Raw genomic sequence first — 26,202 nt, forward strand, 5'->3', positions numbered from 1 at the left:
CCACGCCGGCCGGGTACGCCGAGGCCACCGGTCGCGGCTTCCCCCGGCCGACGATCGTGCGTCCCCTCGGAATGTTTCAAAGGAGCACATCGCCATGGCACGGCCATTCATTGTGGCGTCACACCTTCCTTCGTGCCCATTTGCAGGAATGGGCGTATTCAGAGATGGTGCCGGACGGGTGAATGAATCATGCGCGCTGCATTTTCCTGGCTGAACCCGGACGCGGACGGAATCTGGAGCGACGACCCGAACTCCGCGGTCGAGGAGCTGTTGCGCGCGGTCACCGTCGACCACGTTGGCGCCCTGCTCGTCGGGACGCCCGAGGACCGTCGAGCGGTGACCCAGGAGGCCGTCGACCGGCTCCGGGCCGAACGCCCGGTCTACCACCTCCACGGCAGCGAGTTCGTCGCCGATCTCCCGTACGGCGCGCTCTCGATCCTTCAGGCCCGCTCGGACGTCGGTCCCGCGCCGACCTGGTTCCGGATGGCGAAGGTCCTCGGCGACTTCCTCGCGCCCGAGGGGCAGGAACCGGCCGTGGTCTTCCTCAGCCGTCCGCGGCAGATGGACCAGGGATCGATCACCGTGCTCGCCCAGCTGGCCCACCAGCGGCGGGTCGTCCTCGTCGTGCAGTGCGACCGCACGACCGACGTGCCGGCCGATCTTGCCGCCCTCGCACGGGCCGGCAACCTCGCGCGGGTCGGCGTCCGTCCGCTCACGCCGAGCGGGACCCGTGCCCTCCTCGTCGACCATCTCGGCGGGCCCGTCTCCCGCGTGGCCGCCACGGTGCTGTGGCGGTACGGCGGCGGGCACCTCGGCAGGCTCCGCAGCATCGCCGACGACTGCGTCGCCTCCGGGAAGCTGCGCCGGTCGGACGGCCGGTGGGTCCTCGTCGACGGCCCGCTGCAGAGCGGCCGGGGCATCCCGGGCGAGGACGTCGTGCTGCGCCGCCTCCCCGCCGACCGCCGCGCCCTCCTCGAGGCGCTGGCGGTGCGCGGCTGCGTCGAGGTGGGCGGGCTCGTCCACGACGACTCCGGACGCGAGCTGGACGCCCTCCAGGCCCAGGGCATCGTCACGATGCGACGCACGCCGTCGGGCACGCTGGCGCAGGTCGAGCCGATGTGGCGCGACCGAGTCCTCGCCGGGCTCGAGCCCGAGCGGAGACAGGCCCTCGAGCAGGAAGCGACGGCGCGCGACGGACTCGCCCGCACGCTGAACCGTGCGCAGGACCTCCTCGCCTCGGTCGACGTCGGGGGCGCGCTCGCCGTGCTCGCGACCGTCCCCGCACTCGACGACCCGCGACCAGGTCCCGCGGACCCCGACCTCGCACCGCACGGTCCCGAGGAGCACGACGACGCACCCCCGCCAGGTGCGGCGGCGGATGTGCGGGGCCACCTGGTGTGGATGAGCGCCCGGGCACTCCTCGCGGCCGGCGACGTCGGCGGGGCCGACTCGCTGGTGACGGCCGCCGCACGTGCGGGGGACCCGTGCCTCATCGTGCTGTCCGCGACGATCGCCGCGCTCGTGGGCGACCGGCCGCGCAGCGAGCGCCTGCTCGCCGAGACGCGCGCGACCCAGGAGGGCAGCCGGCTCGACCCGCGCCCGGCGGGGCGCAACCGCGAGACCGTGCGGCTGCGCGCCGAGGCGACCTGCGCGGAGCTCCTCGCGCTCGGTGACGACCAGGACGCCGCGCGCTCGCTCGTGGCCGGCCTCGACTCCACGCTGTCCACGTTCCGCGCGCGGGGCGTGCTCGACAGCGTGATCGGGCCCTACGACCGCGCGGCGATCGCGGTGTCCATGCTCGAGACCACCGTGCGGTGCGGGGACCTCGAGCTCGCCCGGGCGATGGCCCAGGGGCTCGTGGTCGCCCGGCACGGCAACCCGCAGGCGGTGCTCGACGCCGAGCTGGTGCTCGCCGCCGTCGACCTGCTCGTCGGCCTGCCCGACCGTGCGGAGGAGGCTGCCCTGGAGCTGGTGGAGCAGGCGCGGGCGATGGGGAACGACCATGCCGAGGAGGTGGCTCTGACGATCGTCGAGTCGTGCCGGTCGGGGACCGGACGTCTCGACGAGACGTCGGTGCCGCGGTGGACGGAGCAGCGGGTGCGCCGGGCCGCGGACGGTCCGACCCAGTGGGGCCGGCTGGGCTGGTTGACGGCCGTCATCGGTGCGGTGACGCCCGATCCCGACCGCGCCGATGCCGGCGCCCCTGCCCGCCTCGCGGTGCTGGCCGACCGTGCGGCCGCGGCGGGCCACCACCTCGTCGAGATGCACGCGCTGCTGTCCGCGGCCCTGGTCGGCGACCGCGGGGTCGCCGACCGGCTCAGGGCGGTGGCCGCACGGACGCAGGCGGTCGTCTCGCGCGCCTGCGAAGCGCTCGGGGACGCCGTGCTCGACGACGACCACGTGCGGTCGGCGGCCGCCCTGACGGAGATGGCCGAGGCCGGGTACCTGGCCTGGCGCTACAGCGGCCCGGCGTCGATGATCGCGAGCCTCCCGGCGGCGAACGCGCGCCGGCTCGCCGGGGCGGTGGCACGGATCCAGGTGCCCGCCGCCCCGCAGGCGGCGGACGACACCCCGGGCTGGCTGCAGGCGCTGACGCCGCGTGAGCGGGAGATCGCCGGGATGGTGGTCGACGGGCTCTCGAACGCGTCGATCGCCCGCCGGCACAGCATCTCCGTCCGCACGGTCGAGGGACACCTCAACCAGGTGTACGCCAAGCTGCAGGTCCGCGGGCGGTGGGGGCTGAGCCGGCTCGCCGCCGAGTCGCCCGCGCTGCGCACGGCCGGGGACCCGGCATGACGGTCACCGCCGTCCCGCTGTGGGGTGCCGAGCTGGCCGCCCTGCACGACCGGCTCGCGGACGTCGACCGCGCGGGGGTCGTCGTCGTCGGCGGCCCCGGGTCCGGCACGACCTCGCTCGTCGGGGCGCTCCTGGCCGACGGGGTGGGGCCGGCCTCCCTCACCCTGCAGTGCGGGCCCGCCCTCGTCGACGTCCCCTACGGGGCGCTCGCCCCGTTCCTCACGGACCTCGATGCCGTCCGTGGCCCGGTCGACGTGCTGGCGGCCGTGCAGGCACGCCTGGACGGGCTGACCGGGCGCGGGGCGGCCGGCGCCGGCTCGCGCCCCGTCATCGTGGTGGAGGACTGCCAGTTCCTCGACGCGGCCAGCGCGTTCGTCCTCGCGCTGCTCGCCCAGAACCGTGAGGCGCTCCTGGTCGCCACCAGCGTGGGACTGCGGGGGGAGTCGGGCCTGGGCGCCCTGGTCGACACCGGACTCCTCGCCACCGTGACGATGCCGCCCATGGGGCACGACCAGACGCGTGACCTGTGCGCCTCGCTCGCCGGCGGCCGTCCCACGGACGGCGCCGTCGGGACAGTCGTCGGGATGACGGGAGGCATGCCCGGCCTCGTCGTCGCCTACATGGCCTCGGCCGCGAGCCAGGGGCAGATCGTGCGCGCGGAGGACGAGCACCGAGGCGGCCCCGGCGCGGACCTGTGGACCCTGCTGCGCCCGGCGCCGGCGGTCGACGAACGCCTCGTCGAGGTCGTCGAGGGCATGCAGTCCGAGCTCACCGAGCAGCAGCAGACGGTGGTGACCATGCTGGCGCTGGCCGGCAGGATGCCGGCGGCGGAGCTGCGCGCGCACGTGGGCGACCAGGTGGAGGACCTCGCCGACACGCACGTCACGCGGCCCGCCGAGGGCGGGACGGTCGAGCTGTCGGCCGAGCTCTACAGCGAGGTGCTCCGCACGATCACCCCGCCCGGTCGCGGCGCCGAGCTCCTCGCCCGCTGGGGAGCCGCCGGGAGTCACGCCGACGGCCGCGCCCTGCGGGGCCTGCCCGCCCGGAGCGTGGCGTGGGCGCTGGACAACGGGCTCCCCGTGGCCGATGTGGACCGGGTGGCCGCCGGGTACGAGCACCTGGCCGCGCGCGACCTGGCCGCCGCATGGTTCCTCGCGGCCCGGAGCGAGGACTCCTCGTGCGAGCGGATCGTGGCGCTGCGCGCCGAGGTCATGCTCGCCGCGACGCGGTCGGACTCCGGAGGCGCCGACCTCACCCGGCTCGTCGACACCACCGCCGACACCGACCTGCTGGTCGAGGCGCTGGTCGCTCTCGCCATGGACCGCGTCTGCAGCGGCGGCGCCCCGACCCCCGTCGCCGCGCTCGCCGAGGTCTGGCTCGAGTGCCAGGCCCGGGCGCTGCGGAGCGGGCGACCGGCCCCCGTGGTGCCCGTGCGCGTCGCCACCTGGCTGTCGGCGATCGACCGGCTCGACGCCCCCGGCGACGCGGCACGCCTGCTCGACACCTCGGCCGGGCTCACGACCGACCCGACGCTCCCGCCGGCGCTCCGGTGCGTCGCGCACTGGGTGCGCCGACGTCTCCTCACGCGGGCGGGGCGGCTCGTCGACGCGGTCGAGGAGGCCACGCGCGCCCACGCCCTCGCCTCGGCCGACCCGCGGACCCGCGCGCGCGTCGGCGGTCACGCCGCGGCCTACCTGGTGGAGTCGCTCCTGCTGGTGGGAGACCTGGCCGGCGCGGACCGGGTGCTCGCCGAGCAGCACGGCGGATCGAGCCACCGCTGGCACGCATGGGCGGGGACGGTCCAGGCGATGCGGGGCGCGCTCGAGCTCGCCCGCGGCCGGACCCGGCTCGCGCTGCGGCTGCTCCGGGACGCCGGCCCGGACCTCGACCGCTGGGACCCGGTCCACCTCACCCCGCTCGTCCGCTCGCTCGAGGCCGCCGCCTCCCCGCTGCCCGTCGGCGCACCGTCGGGTCGCGCCGGCGGACTCGCGGACCGGCTGCGCACCGAGGGCGGGTACGGCACCACCGAGCAGCGGCTGCTCGCCCTGACGATCGCCGAGATCGTCGACGACCCGGACGCGCCCGACCCGGACCGGGCGCCGCTCTGGCGACGTCTCGCCGAGGCCCCGGGGCTCGCGGATCACCCGGCCGTGCTCTGGCAGGCCCTCCTGGTCGCGGCCGCCGTGCGTGACCCGGACGGCGACCATGCCGAGCTGCTCGCCGGCATCCACGCGGCGAGCACGAGGCTCGACGGCAGACGGGCCGAGCGGGTCGCCCGTGCCTACGACCCGTCGATCGCCGACGACCCGGTCCGCCTCGCACAGGTCGCCGACCGCTGTCGCGGCGACGGCGACCCGGCGCTCGCCGCCGACACCTGGGCGCGCGTGGTCCGTCTGCACCACGGGGCGAACGACCTGCGGCGGCGCGGCGAGGCCCTGCGGCACCTGCAGGACGCGGTCGGTGCGCTCGGCGGGGTACCCGGCCGCTACGTGCGCGCGGCCCTCGACCTCGGCGCCCTCACCCCGAGGGAGCGGGAGATCGTCGCCCTGGCACTGGAGGGGCACCGGAGCGTGGAGATCGCCCGGATCCTCGTCGTCTCCCCCCGTACGGTCGAGGGACACCTCTACCGGGTGTTCAACAAGCTCGGCATCAGCGACCGCGCCGAGCTGCGCGACGTCTGGCGCTGACCGTCCCCGTCGCCTGACCGTCGCCACGAGCCGACCGTCCCCATCGCCCGAGCGCCCCCGGTCCCGCGACCGGGGGCGCTCGTCGCGTGCGGTCCCGGGACCGCACGCGCCCGCCGCGTCCGGGTGGTCGTGCGCGCGGGGGACGTGGGTCCAGGTGCCGTCCGGGTGGTCGGTGCGCGAGGCGGCCGCCGGCGCAGGTGGCAGCGGGCGGTGAGCGAGTAGCGGCCACGGATGCCGCCCCACGGGCACGTTCCTAGTGTCGTTCCCGAGCCGGCGGACCCGCCGCCGGAGCGCCGGAGACGTCCCCCCGACACCGCCGGAGCTGCCATCCCCCCGGAGCCCCTCGTGCCTCAGCAGTCGACGACGACCGACCACGCCACCACCGACCGGCGCACCGGCACCCTGTCCCGCACCGACGCGGGCGGGGCCGGCGCACCCGTCGACCTCCTCACCCCTCCGACCGGCCTCGACGTCGGCGTCGCGAGCCCCGCGCCGGCCGCACCGAGCCCCCTGCGCCCCGAGGTCGCCCCGAGCCAGGGTGCCGACCGCCGCGCGACCCACTGGTCCGCCAGCTACCGCCACCGCGTCCTCGCCACCGACCTCGCGGTCCTGCTCCTCGTCGTCGGGATCGGTGCCCTGGCCTCGCCCCGCCGGGGCGAGGGACCTGCGGAGGTCGCGATCGGCGTCGGGCTCGGTCTCGTGTGGCTCCTCGCGCTCCAGCTCTTCCGTACGCGCTCCCCGCGGCGGATGGCGGTCGGGGCCGAGGAGTACAAGCGGGTGGTCAACGCGACGGCGGCCACGGCGGGGGTGGCCTGCGCGGCCGCGGTACTGCTCGGCCCCGTGGCCTTCGCGGCCGTCCGCCCCCATCTCGTCCTCACCGTCCCGGTCGGCCTGCTCGCCCTCCTGCTCGGCCGGTGGTCGTGGCGGTCCTGGCTCCACACGCTGCGGCTGCGCGGCGCCGCCCTGTCGGACGTCGTCGTGGTCGGCGAGCAGTCCGACGTCGCCTACGTGACCCGGCAGATCGCCCGGCGCTCGGCCGTCTGCTACCGGGTGGTCGGCGTCGTCCTCGACACGGACCGCCCGCCGGCGGACCCGGCCACCCCGGGCGCGCCGCAGCCGGCCGCGCCCCTCGCCCCGCCCGGGGCGACGGCTCCGCCCACCTACTACGGGACCGAGCGCGTGCCGCAGGCGGTGACCGAGTTCGGGGCGGACGCCGTCATCGTGGCCGGCCCCCTGTCCGGCGGGACCCGGGCGATCCGCACGCTCGGCTGGGCGCTCGAGCCGACCAGGACCGAGCTCGTGCTCGTCTCGAGCCTCCTCGACGTCGCCGGTCCCCGGATCACGATGCGCCCCGTCGAGGGACTGCCGCTCATGCACGTCGACCGGCCCCGGTTCGAGGGCGGCCGCCACGTGGTCAAGCGGGCCCTCGACATCGTGGGGTCGACCGCGGCGCTGCTGCTCATGCTGCCCCTGTTCGCGGTCATCGCGATCCTCGTCCGGCGCGACTCGCCCGGGGGCGCGTTCTTCACCCAGACGCGCACGGGCCGGCACGGCCGGGCGTTCCGGATGAACAAGTTCCGCACGATGGTCACCACCGCCGAGGCGGACCGGGCGGCGCTCGCGGCACGCAACGAGGGTGCCGGGCCGCTGTTCAAGCTCAAGGACGACCCGCGGGTGACGAGGCTCGGTGCCGTGCTGCGCCGGCACTCCCTCGACGAGCTGCCGCAGTTCTGGAACGTCCTGCGCGGCGACATGTCGCTCGTGGGTCCCCGGCCGCCGCTGCCCGAGGAGGTGGCCGCGTACGAGGGCCACACCGGCCGGCGGCTCTACATCAAGCCGGGCCTGACGGGGCTCTGGCAGATCAGCGGGCGGTCGAACCTCGACTGGGAGGAGAGCGTCCGGCTCGACCTCTACTACGTCGAGAACTGGTCGGTCACAGGCGATCTCATGATCATGTGGCGGACCTTCAAGGTCATGGTCAGACCCGAAGGAGCGTACTGATGAGCATCGAGCCCGACGACACCCTGCACCCCCCGCTGCGGGCGGCGGTGATCGGTGCCGGGTACTGGGGCCCGAACCTCGCCCGCAACTTCGCGATGAGCACCGAGTGGGAGCTCGTGGCGGTGTGCGACACCGACCTCGAGCGCGCCGGCCGGCTCGCCCGACGTACGGGGCAGCCCGACGTCGTCGGATCGGTCGGCGAGCTGCTCGCCCGGGACGACGTCGACGCCGTGGCGATCGCCACCCCCGCGCGGACCCACCACGCGATCGCCATGGCGGCGATCGCCGCCGGGAAGCACGTCGTGGTGGAGAAGCCGCTGGCGGACACGACCGCGCGGGGTCGCGAGATGGTCGAGGCCGCCGACCGCGCCGGGACCGTGCTCATGGCCGACCACACGTACTGCTACACGCCCGCCGTCCTACGGATCAAGGAGCTCGTCGAGGCGGGCGAGCTCGGTGAGATCCTCTACGTGGACTCCACCCGGATCAACCTCGGGCTCGTCCAGCCCGACGTCGACGTCTTCTGGGACCTCGCCCCGCACGACCTGTCGATCCTCGACTTCGTGCTCCCCGGCGGCCTGGACCCCCTCAGCGTCGCGGCCGAGGGGGCGGACCCGCTCGACGCCGGCAAGGCCTGCGTCGGCTACCTCTCCCTGCCCCAGCGCTCGGGAGCCCACGTCCACGTCAACGTCAACTGGCTCTCGCCGACGAAGATCCGCCGGATGGTCATCGGTGGCAGCCGCCGCACCCTCGTCTGGGACGACCTCAACCCGCAGCAGCGCCTGAGCATCTTCGACCGCGGGGTCGACCTGGCGCGGCAGGAGGAGGTCCTCGGCGACACCGCCTCGCGCACGGACGTGACGATCTCCTACCGGACGGGCGACACGTGGTCGCCCGCGCTGTCCGAGTTCGAGCCGCTCGGCCTCATGGTCAGCCAGCTCGCGGCCTCCGTCCGCGACGGGTCGGTGCCCCCGACCGACGGACGGTCCGCCCTCCGTGTCCTCGAGGTGCTCGAGGCCGCGAGCGACTCCCTGGCCGGCAGGGGCCGGCACGTCGGCCTCGGCCGGTCGGTCGCCGTGGGGGCGGGGGACGCCCGCGCGTTCGAAGGGGTGCGGTGATGTCGGAGGTGACCACGCTGGACGGTGCCCGTGTCGTCGTCACCGGCGGTGCGGGGTTCATCGGCAGCCATGTCGTCGACGCGCTGCTGCGCGACCGGCGGCCGAGATCCGTCACCGTGGTGGACGACCTGACCAACGGTCGGCGCGAGAACCTGGCCACCTGGAGCGACGACCCGCGGATGGCTCTCGTCGTCGGCGACGTCCGCGACCGGTCCGTCATGGACGCCGTCCTCGAGGACGCGGACGTGGTCATGCACCTCGCGTGCCTGGGCGTGCGCCACAGCCTGCACTCGCCCGAGGAGAACCACTCGGTCAACGCGGACGGCTCGTTGACGGTGGGGCTGGCGGCGCGCGACGCCGGGGTCCGCCTGCTGCTGCACGTGAGCAGCAGCGAGGTCTTCGGCACCGCCCAGTACGCGCCGATGGACGAGCGACACCCGACCTGGCCGGAGACCGTCTACGGCGGAGCGAAGCTGGCCGGCGAGGCATACGCGCGGGCGATGGGACGGACGTACGGCCTTCCCGTGATCGTCGCCCGACCGTTCAACACATACGGCACCCGCAGCCACCACGAGGGGGACAGCGGGGAGATCATCCCGCGCACGATCGTGCGGATGCTCGCCGGTCACGCACCCGTGCTCTACGGCACGGGCGAGCAGACCCGCGACTTCATGCACGTGCGCGACACCGCCGCCGGGCTCGTCGCGCTCGCCGAGTGCCCCGCGGCCATCGGCGAGACCGTCAACCTCGGGACCGGCAGGGAGCTCGCCATGCGCGAGGTCTGCGAGGTGATCGCCGACGCCGTGGGGCGGCCCGACCTCGCGCCGGAGCTGCTGCCGGCACGCCCCGGCGACGTCGGCCGGCTGATGGTCGACGCCACGCGGATGGAGATGCTCACGGGATGGGCGCCGCGGACGGAGCTCGTCGACGGGATCGCCGAGCTCGTCTCGTGGTTCCGCGCGTCCGGGAGGACCGCGGACGAGCTGGCCGCCGAGGCGTCGACGACCAACTGGGGTCGGGCCGTGCCCGCCGCCCTCCGTGACGGGACGACCGCCGGCCGCGTTCTCGCACCGGCGCAGGCGGCCTCGCGATGAGCATCGAGGCTGCCGCGATGGACCGCATCAGCGTGATGAGGCCGTGGCTCGGGGCCGAGGAGATCGAGGCCGTCGCCGATGTCATCACCTCCGGGTGGGTGGCGCAGGGCCCGCGCACCGCCGACTTCGAGCGGGCGTTCAGCCAGGCGCAGGGGGTCCCCTTCGGGGTGGCGACGTCGTCGTGCACGACCGCCCTGCACCTCGCCCTCAAAGTCGCGGACGTCGGACCGGGCGACGACGTCGTCGTCCCCTCGCTGTCCTTCATCGCCACCGCGAACGCGCCGACCTACGTGGGGGCGCGTCCCGTCTTCGCCGACGTCGACCCCACCACCGGCAACGTCACCGCGGCCACGGTCGAGGCGGCCCTCACCCCGGCGACGACCGCCGTCATCGTGGTCGACCAGGGCGGTGTCCCCGTCGACCTCGGCCCGCTGCGGGAGCTGTGCGACCGGCGCTCGCTCGTCCTCATCGAGGACGCGGCGTGCGGCGCCGGCTCGACCTACGCCGGCGAGCCTGTGGGGGTCGGCGCGGACCTCACCACGTGGTCCTTCCACCCGCGCAAGCTGCTGACCACCGGCGAGGGCGGGATGCTCACGACCTGCCACCCCGAGTGGGCGGCGCGCGCACGACGCCTCCGCGAGCACGCGATGGACGTCTCCGCGGCCGACCGGCACACCGCGGTGCTCGCCGCCAAGGAGTCCTACACCGAGATCGGCTTCAACTACCGGATGACCGACCTGCAGGCTGCCCTCGGCCTCGTCCAGCTCGGTCGCCTGCCCGAGATGGTCCGGCGTCGCCGATCGCTCGCGGCCGACTACCGCACCGTGCTCGACAGCCTCCCGGACCTGCGCTGCGTGGCCGACCCGCCCTGGGGGACGACCAACTTCCAGTCCTTCTGGGTCGAGGTCCTCCCCGGCTTCCCGATGGGACGCGACGACCTGCTGGCCTGGCTCGCGGCCGACGGGATCTCCGCCCGCCGCGGCATCATGGCGGCCCACCTCGAGCCGGCCTACGCCGGGCACACCGGCACGCTCGGCCCACTGCCCGCGACCGAGCGGCTCACGCGCTCGACGATCATCCTCCCGATGTTCCACGCGATGACGGCCGAGGAGCTGGGGCGGGTGGTCGACAGCCTCGTCCTGGCGTCCCGGTCCCCGCAGCGGCCCTCGCGCCGGAGCCCGCTGGACGGGAGCCGGTGATGGCCGACATCCTCCTCGTCGCCGCGAGCGGTCTCGCCCGGGAGACGCTCGCCTCGGTCCGGGACGCCGGCACGGACCGGGTGGTCGGCATCCTCGACGACGACCCGGCGCTCGCCGGGACCACCGTGTCGGGGGTCCCGGTCCTCGGACCCGCCGCGCTGGCCGCGCAGCGGTCGGAGCGGCTGCTGCTCTGCCCCGGGCAGGGGGCCGCGCGGATCGCGCTGGCCGCCCGGTTGGCCGACCTCGGCGTGGGTGCCGAGCGGTACGCCGTGCACGTCCACCCCTCGGTCGTCATCGGCGCCGGCTCCGCCGTCGGCGCCGGCTCGATCCTGCTCGCGGGCTGCGTCCTCACCTGCGACGTCACCGTCGGTGAGCACGTCGTCCTCATGCCGCGCACGGTGCTCACCCACGACGACGAGCTCGCCGACGGCGTCACGTGCGCCGCCGGGGTCACGCTCGCCGGTCGGGTGCGCGTCGGGGAGCGGGCCTACCTCGGGATGCAGACGAGCGTCCGCCAGGACGTGCGCGTCGGAGCCGACGCCACGCTCGGGATGGGCGCGGTGGTGCTGCGCGACGTGCCGCCCGGCCGGACCTGGGTCGGCGCGCCGGCCGCCGAGCTCCGTCGCGACCGCGCCGGTGGTCCCGCACTGCCGCACCCGCGCCCCGTCGGGGTGCTGCCCCTGCTCACCTCCCACGGACGGATACGCGTGCCATGAGGATCCTCGTCTGCACCCCCGCGCTCGACATGGCCGGCAGCCGGCTCCAGGCGGTCGGGCTCGCCGACGCCGTGCGTCGCCGCGGGCACGAGCCCGTGCTCTACGCGCCGACCGGCGTGCTCGCCGAGCTCGTCGAGGCCGCCGGCCTGCCCTGGGTCCCCGCGCCGTCGGACATCTCCTCCCGCGCCTGGTCGCGGGGCCTCGCCGGGGTCGCCCGCGGGTGGGACGTCGACCTCGTCCACACCTACGAGTGGGCGCCGTCCCTGCGCGCGGCGTTCTCCGCCGGCCGCCGGTTGCCGCTGCTCATGACAGTCCTGGCCGCCGGGGCGCCGCGGTTCCTGCCCGCGCACGTGCCTCTCGTGGTCGGGACGCCCGCGCTCGCGGAGCGCGCGGCGGTGCGCGGCGGCGCCGTCCATCTCCTCGAGCCCGCCGTGCACACGGGCGACGCGGGGGGCGCGGGCGACCGCGCGGAACGGCTCCGGGCAGACGCCCGCGCCCGGTGGGGCATCGACGCGGACGAGCTCGTCGTCGGCACGGTCACCATGCTCACGACGGACCACGAGCGGCTCCAGGGCGTCCTCGAGGCCATCCGGGTGGTCGACCGGCTCTCCGGGACCGAGCGAGTGAGCCTCCTGGTCGCCGGTGACGGTGAGGGGCGGCAGGCCGTCGAGACCCGTGCCGCCGCGGTCAACGAGCGGCACGGCCGGGTCGTCGTACGGACGGTCGGGCTCCGGCTCGACCCCGACCCGGTCTACGCCGCCTCCGACGTCGTGCTCGGGATGGGGTCCTCCGCGATCCGGGCGATGGCCCACGCCCGACCGCTCGTCGTCCAGGGCGAGGCGGGCTTCTGGCGGGTCGCGGACTGGACCTCCGTGCGCGAGCTCCGCCACGAGGGGTGGTTCGGGCGCGGTGGTGCCGGCGCCCGCGACCTGCGCGACGCGCTCGTCCGCCTCGCGGCCGACCCGGCGCTCCGCGGCCGCCTCGGCGAGCTCGGCCGGAACGTCGTCTCCGAGCACCACGACCTCGACCGGGCGGCCGACCGGCTGGCCGACATCTACCTCGACACCGTGGGTGGACGCACGACCCGGACGGAGGCGGTGCGCTCCCTGGCGACCTCCGCGGCCGCCGGCGCCCGCTTCTACGCCGACCGACGACTCGGCTCCGTGGTCACCCGCGAGCGCTGGGCCCGAGAAGGAGCACTCCCATGACCACCCACCGACCCTCGACCGGGGACACCTCGACGATGGCCATCGTCACCCCGACCTACCGGCCGGACTTCCACAGCTTCCGGCGGCTCCACGACTCGGTGCTCAGGCACACCGACGAGTCGGTCGTGCACCACGCGGCCGTGCCGGGCATCGACGTCGACCTCTACCGGGGCATCGACTCGCCGCGGCTCGCGGTCTGGTCCTACCAGGAGGTCGTCCCCGAGGGCATCATCCCCACCGACCGGCTGGCGGCCGCCACTCGGAGAGTGCCCTTCCTGTCCCGGCGGCTCAACTGCGCGGGCGTGAGTCGGCGGAGGCCCTGGCAGCCGATCCGCGGGTGGGTGATGCAGCAGCTCATCAAGCTCAACATGGCGGCCCACGTCGACGCCGACGCGCTCGTCTTCGTCGACTCCGACGTCGTCCTCGTCCGGCGCACCCACGTGTCCGACTTCGTCCGCGACGGGTCCGTGCACTTCTACAGCAAGGACGGCGGCATCACCCGCAGCATGCACCGCCACCACCGGTGGTGCCAGGTCGCCCACGAGCTCCTGGGCCTGCCGTGGCAGGACCGCGACGCCTACCCGGACCACGTGGCGGGGATCGTCACCTACGACCGTGAGCTCGTGGACGCCGGCCTGGGCCGGGTGGAGGAGGTCACCGGTCGGCCGTGGGCGGTGGCGCTCGCGCGGCACCTGCACCTGAGCGAGGACGTCCTGTACGGCACGTACGTGCGCCACTTCGGTCGACCGAAGGACAGGGACTACGAGTCGGGGACGCCCCGGTGCCACAGCCACTGGTCCCCGACCCCGATGGACGCCGCGGAGGCCGACGACTTCGTCGAGGGCTTCGGACCGGAGCACCGGGCCGTCCACATCCAGTCGACGTCGGACACGGACGACGCCCTCGTCCGATCGATCGTCTCGCAGCTCGAGAAGGAGTACGCCTGATGTCCACCACGCAGCTCGCCGCGCCGGCAGGGCCGGCCGCCGATCCCACGCCCCTGGACGACGCCGCCCCCGTCCCCTTCCTCGACCTCGTCGCCCAACAGCTCGAGGTCGACGCCGAGGTCCGCGAGGGCCTGGAGCAGGTGCTCGCCACGGCCGGGTTCATCGGCGGCCCCTGGATCGACCGGTTCGAGCGGGCCTACGCCGACGCCGTCGGGGTCGGTCACTGCATCGGCGTGGGCAGCGGGACCGACGCGCTCGAGCTCGCCCTGCGCGGCGTCGGCGTCTCGCCCGGCGGCGAGGTCATCCTCCCGGCGAACACCTTCATCGCCACCGCCGAGGCGGTGAGCCGGATCGGCGCGGTGCCCGTGCTCGTCGACGTCGACCCCGACCACCTCCTCATCGACCCGAGCGCGGTCGAGGCCGCCGTCACCGACCGGACCCAGGCGATCGTCCCGGTCCACCTGTTCGGCCAGGCGGCGTTCGTCGAGCAGCTGGCTGTGGTCGCGGAGCGGGAGGGCGCGGTGATCGTCGAGGACGCGGCCCAGTCCCAGGGCGCCACCCGGCACGGACGGCCAGCCGGCTCGCTCGGTGCCGCGGCCGGCACGAGCTTCTACCCGGGCAAGAACCTCGGGGCGGCCGGCGACGCGGGAGCCGTCCTCACCGACGACGCCGACGCCGCCGCCCACGTCCGACGGCTCGGGAACCACGGGAGCGCCACGAAGTACCACCACGACGTCATCGGCATGAACTCCCGGCTCGACGCCGTGCAGGCCGTGGTGCTGTCCGCCAAGCTCCGCCGACTGGCCGCCTGGAACGAGGCCCGCCGAGCCGCCGCCGCCCGGTACGCCGAGCTCCTGGGGGACGTCGAGGGCGTGCGCCTCCCGTTCGCCGCCGAGGGGAACGAGCACGTGTGGCACCTCTACCCGGTGCGGGTCGCGGACCGGGACGCGGTCCTCGACCGGCTCCGGGTCGCCGGCATCGGTGCGGGCGTGCACTACCCGGTGCCGGTCCACCTCACGGGTGCCTACGCCGACCTCGGGCACGCGCACGGGTCGTTCCCCGTCACCGAGACCGCGGCGGGCACCATGATCTCGCTGCCGATGTTCCCGCACATCACGCCGGACCAGCAGGAACGGGTGGCCGAGGTCCTGCGGGCCGCCGTCGAGGTGCCGCGGTGACGACCGTCGTCCGCCCCCGGGAGGCGACCTCGACATGAGGATCGTCGTCTGCCCGCACGACATGGGCATGGGCGGCAGCCAGATCAACGCCCTCGACCTCGCTGCCGCGGTCCGCGACCGCGGGCACGAGGTGGTGGTCTACGCCCCGCCCGGTCCGCTCGTCGAGCGCGCGCGGGCCGCCGGACTGGACTGGCGTCCTGCGGCCACGGGGCTGCGGCTCTCGCTGCCCTGGGCCCTCGGGCTCATGCGACTCGTGCGTGAGTGGCGCGCGGACCTCGTGCACGCCTACGAGTGGGCGCCGTCGATGGGTGCCTCCCTCGGGGCGCACGGGTGGCTCGACACCCCGCTCGTCATGACGGTGCTGTCGATGGAGGTCCCCGGCTTCCTGCCGCGCCATCTCGACCTCGTCGTCGGCACCGAACGACTCGCCGCCGAGGCCGCGGGGGAGGGCTTCGCGCACCGCCACGTCCTCGAGCCGCCGATCGACACCGCGCTCGACACCCCGCGTCCGGCGGGGCCCGCGCGTCGCAGCCTCGGCCTGGACGAGGGCGGACCGGTGGTGAGCGTGGTCGGCCGGCTGACCACGGACCTCGACAAGTCCGCGGGGGTGATCGCTGCGATCGCCGCGGTGGGCACGCTCGCGGAGCGGCTCCCGGTCACCCTCCTCGTGGCGGGCGACGGCGACGACGCCGCCCGGGTCCGGATCGCCGCCGACGAGGTGAACGACCGGCACGGGCGACCCGTCGTCCGCATGCCAGGCACTCTCCTGGACCCCGGAGCCGCCTACGCCGCCGGCGACGTCGTCCTCGGGATGGGCAGCTCGATCCTGCGAGGGATGGCCCACGCCCGGCCCGCCGTCGTGCTCGGGGCGGGCGGGTACGTCCGGGCGGTGCGCGCGGACACGATGCCGGAGTTCCTTCGAGAGGGCTTCTTCGGCCACGGCGACGGAGGGCCGTACGCCCTGCGCGATCCCCTCGAGCAGCTGCTCACCGACCGCGCGGAGCGGACCCGGCTCGGCGAGTGGTCCCGACGGCTCGTCGAGCAGCGGTTCGGGCTCGACCGGGCGGCCACGGTGCTGCTCGACATCTACGCGCAGGCCCACGACAGGTCGCGCGGCGGTCGTCCCGTGCTGACCACCGCGCGGCGTGCGGCCTCCCTCGCGCGCTCCGCCGGTGCGATGTCCGGCTTCCTTCTCCACCGGGCCGGCGCGCGCCGCGGCCCACGGACCACGGCTGCGGCATGAGCGCGCCGCGCGACCTGCGTGCGGGGATCCGTCACGGGCTCGCCTGGAGCTCGGTGAGCAGCACCGTGCTCCGTCTCGGGTCGCTCGGGGTCGGCGTGTTCCTCGCCCGGATGCTCAGCCCGGGGGAGTTCGGGGTCTACGCGGTGGTCCTCACCGTCCAGACCGTGCTCATGACGCTCGCCGACCTCGGGCTCAGCGCCGACCTCGTCCGCTCGCCGGACCACGAGCGTCGCGCGCCCACGGTCGCCACACTCTCGCTCGTCATGTCGGCGGCGCTGACGCTCGCACTCGTGATCGGCTCGGGGACCGTCGCCGAGATCCTGGGTGCGCCGGAGGCCGGGCCGGTGCTCGCGGTCATGTCCCTCACCCTCGTCGTCGCCGGCGCGGGTGTGGTCCCGAACGCGGCGCTGCAGCGGGACTTCCAGCAGAAGCGGGTCTTCCTCGTCGGCGTCGCCGACTTCGTCGTCGGCACGACCGTGACGGTCGTGCTCATCCTCGCCGGGTGGGGCGTGATGGCGCTCGCCGTGGCCCGGGTCGTCGCCCAGGCCACCGCGGTCGTCCTCCAGTTCGTCCTCACCCGGCGGCGCCTGCACCTCGGGTTCGACCGGCTCCTCGTCCGCGACATCCTCGCCTTCGGCGTCCCGCTGGCCGCCGCGAACCTCCTGTCCTGGGCGCTGCTCGGCATCGACAAGATCGTGCTGTCCACCCTGGCCGGCACGACTGTCCTCGGCTTCTACTACCTCGCGTTCAACGTGGCGAACTGGCCGATGAGCGTCTTCGGCCAGATCGTCCGGTCGGTCTCGCTGCCGGCGTTCGCCCGGCTCGCCGAGGGGCGCCGCGACACCTCCTTCGCCACCGCCCTGGCACCGGTGTGGACGCTCTCGGTCCTCGCCGGGCTCATGCTGGCGACCCTGTCCGAGCCTCTCGTCGGCCTGCTCTACGGCGCACGGTGGTCGCCCGCCGTCGGGCTGCTGGCGCTGCTCGCCGTGTTCGGCGCGTTGCGCACGCCGGTCGACCTGGCGACCGCCTACCTGCTGGCGCGCGGCCGGTCGGGCTGGGTGCTGTGGCTGCAGGTGGGATGGATGCTCGCACTCGTTCCGCTGCTCGTGCTCGGTGCGCGCACGGCCGGTGGGACCGGGGCGGCCCTCGCGCAGGTTGCTGCCGCGCTCCTCCTCGTCTGCCTCGTCGGGTGGGTGCTGGCCCGGGCGGGGACCGACGTCGCCGCCGCGCGGGTGGCGCTCTGGCCGCCCCTTCTGGCTGCCGTGCCGGCGGGTGCGACCGCGCGGGGCGTGGCGGCGTTCGTCGAGAACGACCTGACGGCGCTCCTGGTCGGTGGCCTGCTCGGCACCCTCGTCTACGCCGCCCTCCTGCACCGCTGGTTCCTGGCGCGCCTCGCGCAAGCCCGTGAGCTGGGCTCCGACGGAGTGCTCGGAACCGCGGACGACGCACCGGCGGAGCCCGCGACGGACGGCGCCGGCCCGACACCCGTGCCCGCGCCCGTCCCCGTCCGCACGCCCACGAAGGAGTCGGCATGACCCTGTCCCAGGAACGCCGCGCCACCGGACGTGACCCGGTCGGCCGACGGCTGCGCGTCCCCCCCGTGCCGGTGGCTGTCGGGCCGGGGGAGCGCGCGAGCGTCACCGTCGTCGTCCCGTGCTTCAACTACGGGCGCTACCTCGTCGAGTCGGTCTCCAGCGTGCTCGAGCAGCCCGGCGTCGACGTCGACGTGGTCGTCGTCGACGACCTCTCCACCGACGACAGCGCGGCCGTCGCCGACACGTTGGCCGCAGCCGACGACCGGGTCCGGGTCGTCCGCATGCCGGAGAACCGGGGACCGGTCGCCGCGTTCAACGCCGGGCTCGAGCACGTCACCGGCGAGTTCCTCGTCCGGCTCGACGCCGACGACCTGCTGACGCCCGGCTCCCTGGCCCGTGCGGTCGCACTCGTCCGCGCCCACCCGTCCGTCGGACTCGTCTACGGCCACCCGAGCCACTTCGTCGAGGGCGGCCCGCGGCGCCCGGCGCGGACCACCGCCTCCGCCTGGACGATCTGGCCCGGCCACCAGTGGGTGCAGGACCGGTGCGCCGACGGGTACAACGTCATCACGTCCGCCGAGGTCGTCATGCGGTCCGACCTCGTCGCCCGTGTGGGCGGGCAGCTTCCGCTCGCCCACACGCACGACATGGAGATGTGGCTGCGGCTCGCCGCGTTCGGCGACGTCGGGTACGTCCACGGCGCGGACCAGGCGTGGCACCGCGACCACGACCTCAGCCTCTCCGCGCGCGAGGTCGACGTCGTCGTCGACCTCGCCGAGCGCCGGCTCGCCTTCCACGCCCTGTTCGACGGCGCGGCCGGCGGACTCGGGTGGGCGGCCGCCGCCCGGCGAACGGCCGACGCTGCGCTCGACCGGCAGGTGCTCGACACGATGACCCACGAGCTCGACGTCCACGGAGCGGTGACGGAGACCTACCTCCGGCTCGACGGGATGGCGATCGCACCGACTTCCGCCAACCTCCGACGCAAGCGGGCGATCGCTCGCCGGGCGGCACGCGGGCGCCGACCGGTGGACGTCCTCGCCGGGACCGCCCGGCGTGCCCGTGACCGCGTGCGACGCGCATGGACCGAACGCAGCTGGCACCGGAACGGGGTGTACTGACATGGGACTGACCGAGAACGTCCGAGCGAGCCTGCGCAGGGACGGGCTGCGCGGCACCGCGGGCACGATCGCCCGCCGTGGGGTCGAGCGCCTCGGCGCCGCGCGGGCCTGGGACGAGCCGCGGCTGCCCCTGCGGGACGAGCACGTCCACGTCGGCCCTCCTCCGCCGCCGATCCCCGGCCGGCAGAAGGAGAGCCTCGAGGTGGGCTGGGTCTGCACGCCTCCGGGCGCCGGCTCCGGAGGGCACACGACCCTGTTCCGCATGGTCCGAGCCATGGCCGAGCGCGGTCACCGGTGCACGCTCGTCCTCTACGACGCCACCGACGACGACGTCGCGCGCCGCGAGGAGACGATCCGCCGGTGGTGGCCGGGCCTCCCGGCGGGCGTCGCGAGCGTCGCGGACGGTCTGGACCGGTACGACGCCGTGGTGGCGAGCTCGTGGCAGACCGCCCACGTCGTGGCGTCGCTGCACGGCGGTGCGGTCCCCTTCTACTTCGTCCAGGACTACGAGGCCTACTTCTACCCGCGTGGCTACCTCTACGACCTCGCCGAGGCGACGTACACGATGGGACTGCAGACCATCGCCCTCGGCGGGATGGTCGCCGCGGCGATGCGCCGGGAGGCGGGTGCCGAGCCCGACCTCGTCGTCCCGTTCGGGTGCGACGTGGAGACCTACCGACTGCTTCCCGGGCGTCAGGAGACGCGCCGCGGCGTCGTCTACTACGCCAAGCGGAACGTCGACCGCCGCGGCTACCTGCTCGCGCGACGGACCCTCGAGCTGTTCCACGAGCGGTGCCCGGACGAGCCGATCCATGTGGTCGGCGACCGCATCCCGGGGTGGCGGGTCCCTGCGGTCCAGCACGGCTCGCTCCCGCCGCAGGAGCTCAACCGGTTGTACAACGAGGTGGTCGCGGGCCTGGCGATGTCGTTCACGAACATCTCCCTCGTGGCGGCCGAGATGCTGGCCGCCGGCAGCGTCACCGTGCTCAACGACGATCCTGGACCGCGGCTCGACCTCGAGCACCCGGAGGCCACCTGGGTGCCCGGACGTCCCGAGGCGCTCGCCGACGCCCTGGCCGCAGCCGTCGCGGTGTCGGACCCGGCCGATCGTGCCGACCGCGCCGCGCGCATCGCCGCCCGTCGGCCGCGTGGCTGGGACGTGGCGCAGCGGATGACCGCGGAGATGGTGGAGGACCGCGTCCGGACCGGGACGGGGCGCTACCCGTCGGCCGCCGAGCGGTCCGTGCGCGCGATCCGCCAGGACGCGCCGGCGGCCCCGTAGGAGAGGAAGAGCAGTCCCGCGCTGATGGGGAACGAGAGCCCGTCGAAGAAGGCGAGGGTGAGCGATCCGGCGGCGATCCCGGCCGCCAGGGCAGGTCCGGTGGCCAGCGAGTGCGAGACGGCCGGCGCCGGTGCGCCGCCGGGGCCGGCCACCCGGGGACGAGGGGCGGAACGCCACGCGCAGGCGATGCTCGTGAGGACGACCGCGGCGAACGCCGCGAGACCGAGGACACCGAGCTCGACGAGGATGAGCAGGAACTGGTTGTCGAGGATCAGCTCGTTCGGCTGGAACGTCCCGTACCCGTGGCCCAGCCACCAGTGCCGGCCGACGATCTCCAGGACCACGTCGCTGCTGCCCGTGCGGGACACCGTGCTGGCGTCGGACCCGATGGCGGTGAACAGGCCGAGCATCGTGCCGACCAGCCCGGGGACCGCGACCAGCATGGCCGCGCCGAGGAGGACACCGAGCAGTGCCCCCCGGAGCCGGTAGGCCGGGGGGACGCGGGGGGCGAGGACGAGCAGCCCGAACGCGACCCCGATGAGGGTCGACCGGGAGACCGACAGCGCCACGGCGAGCGCGATCAGCCCGGCCGGCAGCCACCGGACGAACCACGGACGACGCAGCTCGCTCATCCCCAGGGCGAGGGCGAGGGGGAGGGTGAGGCACAGCAGCGTCCCGTACTCGAGCGGGTGGGACGCGGTGCCGGCCGCGCGGACGAATCCGCCGCGGTCCATCACTCCCGCGAAGGAGCCGTCGACTGCGAACCCGGGGAGCGAGATCGAGGTGACCAGCGGTTGCCCGGTGACGAACTGGGCCAGCCCGAGGACGGACATCAGCGCGCCGGCCCAGGCGACCCGGCGCACGAGGGCGAGCAGCCGGGCCCTGGTCCGGATCCCGTCGAGCGCGACGAGCGCCACGCCGGACCAGCTGAGCACGCGGATCAGGCCGCTGTCTGCCGCGGCCGCCAGGTGCGTCGGCAACCCGTGCAGGGCCCCCATGCCGTACGCGGTCGCGACCACCGCGAGGAGCACGGCGAGGGCGACCCCGACGGGAGACGTGCGGCGGTGTCCGCGCCCGCCGCGGGAGACCGCCGTGAACGCCCACCACGCGAGGCCGGCCAGTCCCCACAGGAGGGAGAGCTGCCCCATCGTGCCCAGCGCGGGGATGACGAGGTAGGACGGGATCCCGAGCAGCAGCACGAGGTAGACGGTCAGGAAGGTCACCGCGTCGAACCGGACGCGGCGCGTGGCGGGGGTGCCGTCCGGCGGGACGACGACGGCGTGGTCGGCGAGCGTCATCCGGTCCGCCCCACGGACGTCTCGGACCGGTCCCTGCGCAGCTGCGTCCCCGCCCGGTCCAGCCCGGAGGCGACGGCGGTCGCGGCGCCGAGCGCGACGAGACCGAGGACCGCCGCCCCTTTGACCGCGCTGGAATCGGTCCTGCCGATCGAACCGATCGTGAACGTGTCCTCCTGCCAGAGCAGGCGGATCCGCGCGGCGGCGGGAACGCCGGAGCCGACCTGGATGTCGGTCGTCACCTCCGCCACCTGGGCGATCGTCGTGCGGATGGTGGCCAGGGCGGCGGCCTCCGTCGGCCCCGTCGCCGTCACGATCATCGACGGCCGGTCCTGCCACTCCTGCCACTGCGTGCCGGACCGGGACGAGGTGACCGAGACGCCGTCGAGGACCTGGTTGCCGAACAGGGAGGCGTTCGGGGTGGAGAGCTGGGTCGACGGGTAGCGCGCGTCGTACGCCTCGTCGACCGCGGCCGTGAAGGCGAGCATCGTCTCCAGGGAGAAGACGTACGGCGTCTCGGCCGAGAACTCGGGCGGCGGGCTGAGGGTGAGCTCCGCCCGGATCGTGGTGGCGCGCGGGGGAGCGGGTGCCGACAGCACCACGACGCCGAGTGCCACCAGGGCCACGAGGTACACGTACCAGCGGCGTCGGACGAGACTCGCCGCACCGCTCCTCATCGGTCCGGCGGGCCCGCGGACGCGGTGGCCAGCTCCGTCTCGCGCGGAACGGCGTCGTCCGCGGGCTCGTCCTGCGCCTCGGTGGTCGTGCCGCGCGCCGCTGCGTCGTCGTCCGTCGCTGCCTCCGTGACGTCCGGCCGGACGTCGGCGGCCGCCTCCCCGGGAGCGGTCGTGCCGTCGTGAGCCGGCCCGGTCTCCGCAGCCCCCGCGGCCTGTGGGTCCGTCACCGCGTTCAGGGGCTCCACCGGTGGACCGTCTCCCACGGCTCGATCGGTCGCGGCCGGCTCGATCTCGGCCGACCGGCGTTCGCGGCGACGCATCAGTGCGCCGTCGACGAGACCGGCGACCAGGAGCGTGCCCAGCCCGCCGGCGCCGAGGACGACGATGGCCAGGCGGGCGGCGGCGGTCCGGCTCGCGGTGGCGGAGTCGGCGAGGACCAGCGGCGAGGCACCGAGCCGTTGGCCGTCGGGGAGCCCGACCTCGTCCTGCATGGCGTCGAGGTTCTCCTCGACGTTCTCCAGGGCCCCGTGCATGACGGCGAGGGCGTCCTCGGGGGTCGCGCCCTCCACGGCCACCGTGACGATCGGGGACTGCGTGGTCGGGTCGGAGCCGAGCGTGTACGCGGTCCCCGGGTGCTCGGCCACGACGGACGTGTAGTTCTCGGTCGATCCCGCCCGGCGCAGCAGGACGTCGCGGGCGTCGATCATGCCGTTGAGGTAGAGGTACGGGTTTCCCTCGGCGCCCACGGTGTCGGTGGACGGCATGAGCAGGAGACTGCCCGTGGCCTCGTACGTGGTGGGGATCGACCGGTAGGCGTACCACCCGCCGGCAGCGGTGAGGCAGAGGCCGAGCAGCAGGACGTACCAGCGCCGCAGCAGGGTCGCGATCGTGTCACTGAGCTGCATGAGGGGCTCCTCCTCGTTCCCGGGGCACCCGGCTGCTCTCGTCCCGTTCCCACCCGGGGTCCGCCGACCGCGACCGCCGGGTCAGTCGGGGGACCGCCGCCAGCGCGGCGTAGACCGCGGCGTCGACGAGGGTCCGCGGGCCGCGCACCGAGGCGAGCAGCTCACGTGCCGTCGACCCCGCCGACGACGACGACGAACGGCCAGTCGACGACCTGCCCGACGACGAACGGCCGGACCCTGCACCAGCCGGAGCCGCGCCCGGCGACGCCGCGGTACGTGGATGCCGCGCGGCCCGCCCACGCTGCTCGGCCGGCCCCCGGTGCTGGCGCCGGAGCACCCGCAGCAGCGAGGCGACGTCCCGCGGCGTGCGGACGGGGACCGGGGGAGCGGCGACGACGACCTTCTCGTCGTCGTCGAAGGCCTGGTCCACGAAGTAGTCGTCCGCCGTGACGTCCGGGAAGGATCCGATCCGGGCGTGCCCCGCCTCGCTGAGCCCGAACACGCCGGCTCCCCAGATCGCGGCACTCGTGCTCGGCAGCCGGCGCCGCGCCCGGTAGTACGCGGTGACCGGCCAGCGCGCCGTGCCCGTGTCGTACCGGAAGGCCGGGCGGGCGACGAGCGCGCCGTCGGCGAGGGTCTCGAGGAGCCGCCGCAGCGTGGCCGGGGCGAGCTCGATGTCGGCGTCGAGGTACACGCGCGGCCAGTGCGTGGCCGCCCGGTCGCCCGCGTTGAGCGCCGCGGTCTTGGACGCGACGTCGATCTCGACCACCCGGACGCCGGCGACGGCCGCGGCGCGGGCCGCGGTCCCGTCGGTGCACCCGTTGCACACGACGACGACCTCGACCCGGCCGGTGGCGAGCGCGGGCGCGAGGGCGGCAAGGGTCCGTCCCACGACCGCCGCCTCGTCGTGCGCCGGGACGACGACGGTGCCGCGCGGGTGCTCGGCGGGGGCGCCCGCCGGACGCACCGCCGGCTCGTCGACCGGTCCCGCCGCCGGACCCGCGGCGGCCCCCGTCACGGGAACCGCCCCCGACGCCGGTCCCGCTGCCGGCCCGGGCAGCGTGTCCCACCGCGCCTCGTCGGCCACGACCCCGAGCACGCCACGGCGACCCGGCCGGTGCGCCCGCAGCGCCTCGGAGAGCAGCGTGCCCGCCCACCAGCGCCGCGCGACGCCCGCGCCGTGGTGCTTGCGCGCGTACCGCACGAGGTTGACCGCCATGAGGGCCCGCAGGCGCGGGGAGGTCCCGGACCCCGCGCCGGCGTGGACCATCGTGGCGCGCGGCTCGTACCGGGCGACGAGCCCGAGGTCGCGTGCGCGGCGGAAGTAGTCGGTCTCCTCGGAGTAGAGGAAGAACCGCTCGTCCCACTCGCCGATAGTGCGTGCCGCTGACGCGCTCACGAGGATCGCCGCCCCGGTCGCCCAGTCGATCTCGTGGCCGAACTGGTAGCTCTCCGGGGCGAGGTCGGTGCCGCCGAGGGCCGCCGGCCGCCGGGGCCACCGGTTGCCGAGGACCGCGTCGCCGAGGACGGTCGCGGCCGTGGGCTCCCGGTACAGCGACATCGCCGTGGCGCCGTACGTGTCGACGAGCCGGGGGACCACGAGGTCGGCGTGGCCCGAGCGCAGGACCGCCAGCAGCTCGGCGACCGCCCCGGGCCGGACCTCGAGGTCCGGGTTGAGGACGAGCAGCGCCTCGGCGTCGCCCGCCGCGCGCGCGGCGACGTTGATCCCGGCGGCGTACCCGAGGTTGCCGCCGGTGGGTACGACGACGACGTCCGGGTGCGCCGCGAGCCGCTCGAGCGTGCCGTCGGTGGAGGAGTTGTCGGCCACGACCACCCGGAGGCGCAGGTCCTCGGCCTCGGTGCGGAGGCTGTCGATCAGCGACTCGACGTGCTCGGCGCTGTCGTAGGTGACCACGAGGGCGGCGACCTCGGCCGGCGCGTCGGCCGGGACGAAGGTGCCGCCCCTCCCGGGGACGGCAGGTCCGGGCGTGGTCGACCCGGCGGGGCGGGGGGCAGCCGGTGTCACGTCCGGTGCGCTCGTCGAGCGGACCGGGGGCGACTGCACCGCCTCCGGCGGGTCGGTCGGGGGCAGCGCCCGGCTGTCGCGCCGGAGCTGGACGAGGCCCGGCGGGTCGTCGACCAGGTACCGGGTCGCGAGCCGGCGCGGCTCGCGCGCCAGGCGGTAGGCCCACTCGAGGCCGTGGTCGCTCGCGAGGCGCGGGGCACGCTGCACGGCGTCGGCGAGGAAGTCGACCACGGCGCCGAAGGCGAGCAGCACGTTCGCCCCGGTGGCCGGGCCGAAGCGGGACATCCACAGCTCCTGGCGGGGCTTGCCGAGGCCGACGACGAGCAGCTGTGCCCCCGACTCCGCGATGTCCGCGGCCAGCCGGAGGGAGGCGGCGTCGTCGGAGAGGTCGGAACGGTCGGGGGACCACATGCCGGCGACGACGAGACCCGGACGCGTCCGTGCGAGCCGTCGCGAGAGCAGGCGCTGGACGAGGTAGGAGCCGCCGACGAAGCCGACCGAGACCCCGGCCGCCTCGGCGGCGTCGAGCAGCGGGTCGGCGAGGTCGCTGCCGGCGAGGCGTGGCCAGGCGCGCCCGGTCAGGCGGTTCGCCCGGGACACCAGCGGCGCGCCGTCGAGGAGCGTGAGCCACTCGAGGGGGCGAGCGGTGCCGTCCACGTCGGTGCTCGTGGGGTGCAGCGAGTCGCCGAGCTGGTGGCGCCAGCGTCCGGTGGACCCGAACTGGACGATGTGGTCGAGGTTCGCGGAGATGACGGCGAGCGGCGGGAGCGCGGGGGTGTCGTCGTCGCGGTCGATCCCCGCCGGGCGGGACGCACGCCGGACGATCGTCGACACGGCGTCGGCCTCGCCCATGAGGTCGACGACGATGCCCGCGAGGTCCACCCGCTCGTGCGGGTGCGGGTGCGGCGTCGGGGGAGCGGGCGTGGGGGTCGGCGGTGCGTGCGGGGCCGGGACGAGCTGTGCCACGGCGTGCTGCACCACGGCGTGCTTCGCCTCGGCGTGCGGAGCAGCGGCGCCGGCCTCCGGCGCGCCGGTGACGACGGGCTCGACGACGGCCTCTCCGGCGCGCGTCTCGACGCTCGTGAGGGGGAGGTCCGGCGAGGCCGGGTCGGTGAGGGCGTCCCGGTCGGCGAGGGTGGTCATGCCGGGTCCCGGGAGGGGGGTGCGGGCGGCA

Annotated in this window: 18 protein-coding genes; 14 read left to right on the plus strand and 4 right to left on the minus strand. The window is 75.3% G+C overall.

Annotated elements, in window-relative coordinates; all coding sequences use genetic code 11:
* The first annotated feature begins 189 nt into the window (after positions 1-189).
* The 14 genes from ACPYO6_RS10085 to ACPYO6_RS10150 all read left to right on the plus strand — a co-directional run bounded on the left by ACPYO6_RS10085 (position 190) and on the right by ACPYO6_RS10150 (position 20,125).
* Positions 190-2,796, plus strand: coding sequence for a LuxR C-terminal-related transcriptional regulator (locus tag ACPYO6_RS10085; RefSeq protein ID WP_425714728.1), 2,607 nt, complete (start codon positions 190-192; stop codon positions 2,794-2,796).
* Positions 2,793-5,483, plus strand: a complete 2,691-nt coding sequence (locus ACPYO6_RS10090; protein ID WP_425714729.1) for a LuxR C-terminal-related transcriptional regulator — start codon at positions 2,793-2,795, stop codon at positions 5,481-5,483. The genes ACPYO6_RS10085 and ACPYO6_RS10090 overlap by 4 nt, the downstream gene beginning before the upstream one ends.
* 345 nt (positions 5,484-5,828) lie before the next feature.
* Positions 5,829-7,484 carry a sugar transferase gene (locus tag ACPYO6_RS10095; protein WP_425714730.1) on the plus strand — a complete coding sequence of 552 codons (1,656 nt, stop codon included), beginning with the start codon at positions 5,829-5,831 and terminating at the stop codon, positions 7,482-7,484.
* Positions 7,484-8,602 carry a Gfo/Idh/MocA family protein gene (locus ACPYO6_RS10100; RefSeq protein ID WP_425714731.1) on the plus strand — a complete coding sequence of 373 codons (1,119 nt, stop codon included), beginning with the start codon at positions 7,484-7,486 and terminating at the stop codon, positions 8,600-8,602. Before ACPYO6_RS10095 ends, ACPYO6_RS10100 begins: the two co-directional genes overlap by 1 nt.
* Positions 8,602-9,696 carry a dTDP-glucose 4,6-dehydratase gene (locus tag ACPYO6_RS10105; protein WP_425714732.1) on the plus strand — a complete coding sequence of 365 codons (1,095 nt, stop codon included), beginning with the start codon at positions 8,602-8,604 and terminating at the stop codon, positions 9,694-9,696. The genes ACPYO6_RS10100 and ACPYO6_RS10105 overlap by 1 nt, the downstream gene beginning before the upstream one ends.
* On the plus strand, positions 9,693-10,895 hold the full coding sequence (locus tag ACPYO6_RS10110) for a DegT/DnrJ/EryC1/StrS family aminotransferase (RefSeq protein ID WP_425714733.1): 1,203 nt from the start codon (positions 9,693-9,695) through the stop codon (positions 10,893-10,895). Before ACPYO6_RS10105 ends, ACPYO6_RS10110 begins: the two co-directional genes overlap by 4 nt.
* Positions 10,895-11,611, plus strand: a complete 717-nt coding sequence (locus tag ACPYO6_RS10115; protein WP_425714734.1) for a NeuD/PglB/VioB family sugar acetyltransferase — start codon at positions 10,895-10,897, stop codon at positions 11,609-11,611. Before ACPYO6_RS10110 ends, ACPYO6_RS10115 begins: the two co-directional genes overlap by 1 nt.
* Positions 11,608-12,819, plus strand: coding sequence for a glycosyltransferase family 4 protein (locus tag ACPYO6_RS10120; RefSeq protein WP_425714735.1), 1,212 nt, complete (start codon positions 11,608-11,610; stop codon positions 12,817-12,819). The genes ACPYO6_RS10115 and ACPYO6_RS10120 overlap by 4 nt, the downstream gene beginning before the upstream one ends.
* Positions 12,816-13,766: a DUF6492 family protein gene (locus ACPYO6_RS10125; RefSeq protein WP_425714736.1), complete on the plus strand. Its 951-nt coding sequence runs from the start codon at positions 12,816-12,818 to the stop codon at positions 13,764-13,766. Before ACPYO6_RS10120 ends, ACPYO6_RS10125 begins: the two co-directional genes overlap by 4 nt.
* Positions 13,766-14,944: a DegT/DnrJ/EryC1/StrS family aminotransferase gene (locus tag ACPYO6_RS10130; protein WP_425714737.1), complete on the plus strand. Its 1,179-nt coding sequence runs from the start codon at positions 13,766-13,768 to the stop codon at positions 14,942-14,944. Before ACPYO6_RS10125 ends, ACPYO6_RS10130 begins: the two co-directional genes overlap by 1 nt.
* A 34-nt stretch (positions 14,945-14,978) precedes the next feature.
* Entirely contained in the window at positions 14,979-16,187 is a 1,209-nt protein-coding gene (locus ACPYO6_RS10135; protein WP_425714738.1) for a glycosyltransferase, read from the plus strand.
* On the plus strand, positions 16,184-17,722 hold the full coding sequence (locus ACPYO6_RS10140) for an oligosaccharide flippase family protein (RefSeq protein ID WP_425714739.1): 1,539 nt from the start codon (positions 16,184-16,186) through the stop codon (positions 17,720-17,722). The genes ACPYO6_RS10135 and ACPYO6_RS10140 overlap by 4 nt, the downstream gene beginning before the upstream one ends.
* The gene (locus ACPYO6_RS10145) at positions 17,719-18,843 is read left to right on the plus strand and encodes a glycosyltransferase family 2 protein (protein ID WP_425714740.1); all 1,125 of its coding nucleotides are present in this window, start codon (positions 17,719-17,721) and stop codon (positions 18,841-18,843) included. The genes ACPYO6_RS10140 and ACPYO6_RS10145 overlap by 4 nt, the downstream gene beginning before the upstream one ends.
* Position 18,844: 1 nt before the next feature.
* Complete coding sequence (locus tag ACPYO6_RS10150) at positions 18,845-20,125, plus strand: glycosyltransferase family 1 protein (RefSeq protein WP_425714742.1); 1,281 nt, start codon at positions 18,845-18,847, stop codon at positions 20,123-20,125.
* Here the strand turns inward: ACPYO6_RS10150 and ACPYO6_RS10155 are convergent.
* The 4 genes from ACPYO6_RS10155 to ACPYO6_RS10170 are packed head-to-tail and all read right to left on the minus strand — an operon-like array spanning position 20,062 to position 26,171.
* Positions 20,062-21,423 carry an O-antigen ligase family protein gene (locus ACPYO6_RS10155; protein WP_425714743.1) on the minus strand — a complete coding sequence of 454 codons (1,362 nt, stop codon included), beginning with the start codon at positions 21,421-21,423 and terminating at the stop codon, positions 20,062-20,064. The two genes, ACPYO6_RS10150 and ACPYO6_RS10155, sit on opposite strands and share 64 nt — an antisense overlap.
* Positions 21,420-22,046 (minus strand): hypothetical protein, encoded by a 627-nt coding sequence (locus tag ACPYO6_RS10160; RefSeq protein WP_425714744.1) that lies wholly within the window; start codon positions 22,044-22,046, stop codon positions 21,420-21,422. The genes ACPYO6_RS10155 and ACPYO6_RS10160 overlap by 4 nt, the downstream gene beginning before the upstream one ends.
* Before the next feature lie 47 nt (positions 22,047-22,093).
* Positions 22,094-23,002 (minus strand): hypothetical protein, encoded by a 909-nt coding sequence (locus tag ACPYO6_RS10165; protein ID WP_425714745.1) that lies wholly within the window; start codon positions 23,000-23,002, stop codon positions 22,094-22,096.
* Positions 22,989-26,171 carry a WecB/TagA/CpsF family glycosyltransferase gene (locus tag ACPYO6_RS10170; RefSeq protein ID WP_425714746.1) on the minus strand — a complete coding sequence of 1,061 codons (3,183 nt, stop codon included), beginning with the start codon at positions 26,169-26,171 and terminating at the stop codon, positions 22,989-22,991. Before ACPYO6_RS10170 ends, ACPYO6_RS10165 begins: the two co-directional genes overlap by 14 nt.
* Positions 26,172-26,202 lie beyond the last annotated feature (31 nt).

Source organism: Georgenia sp. Z1344, assembly GCF_049856295.1.
Lineage (GTDB): Bacteria > Actinomycetota > Actinomycetes > Actinomycetales > Actinomycetaceae > JB111.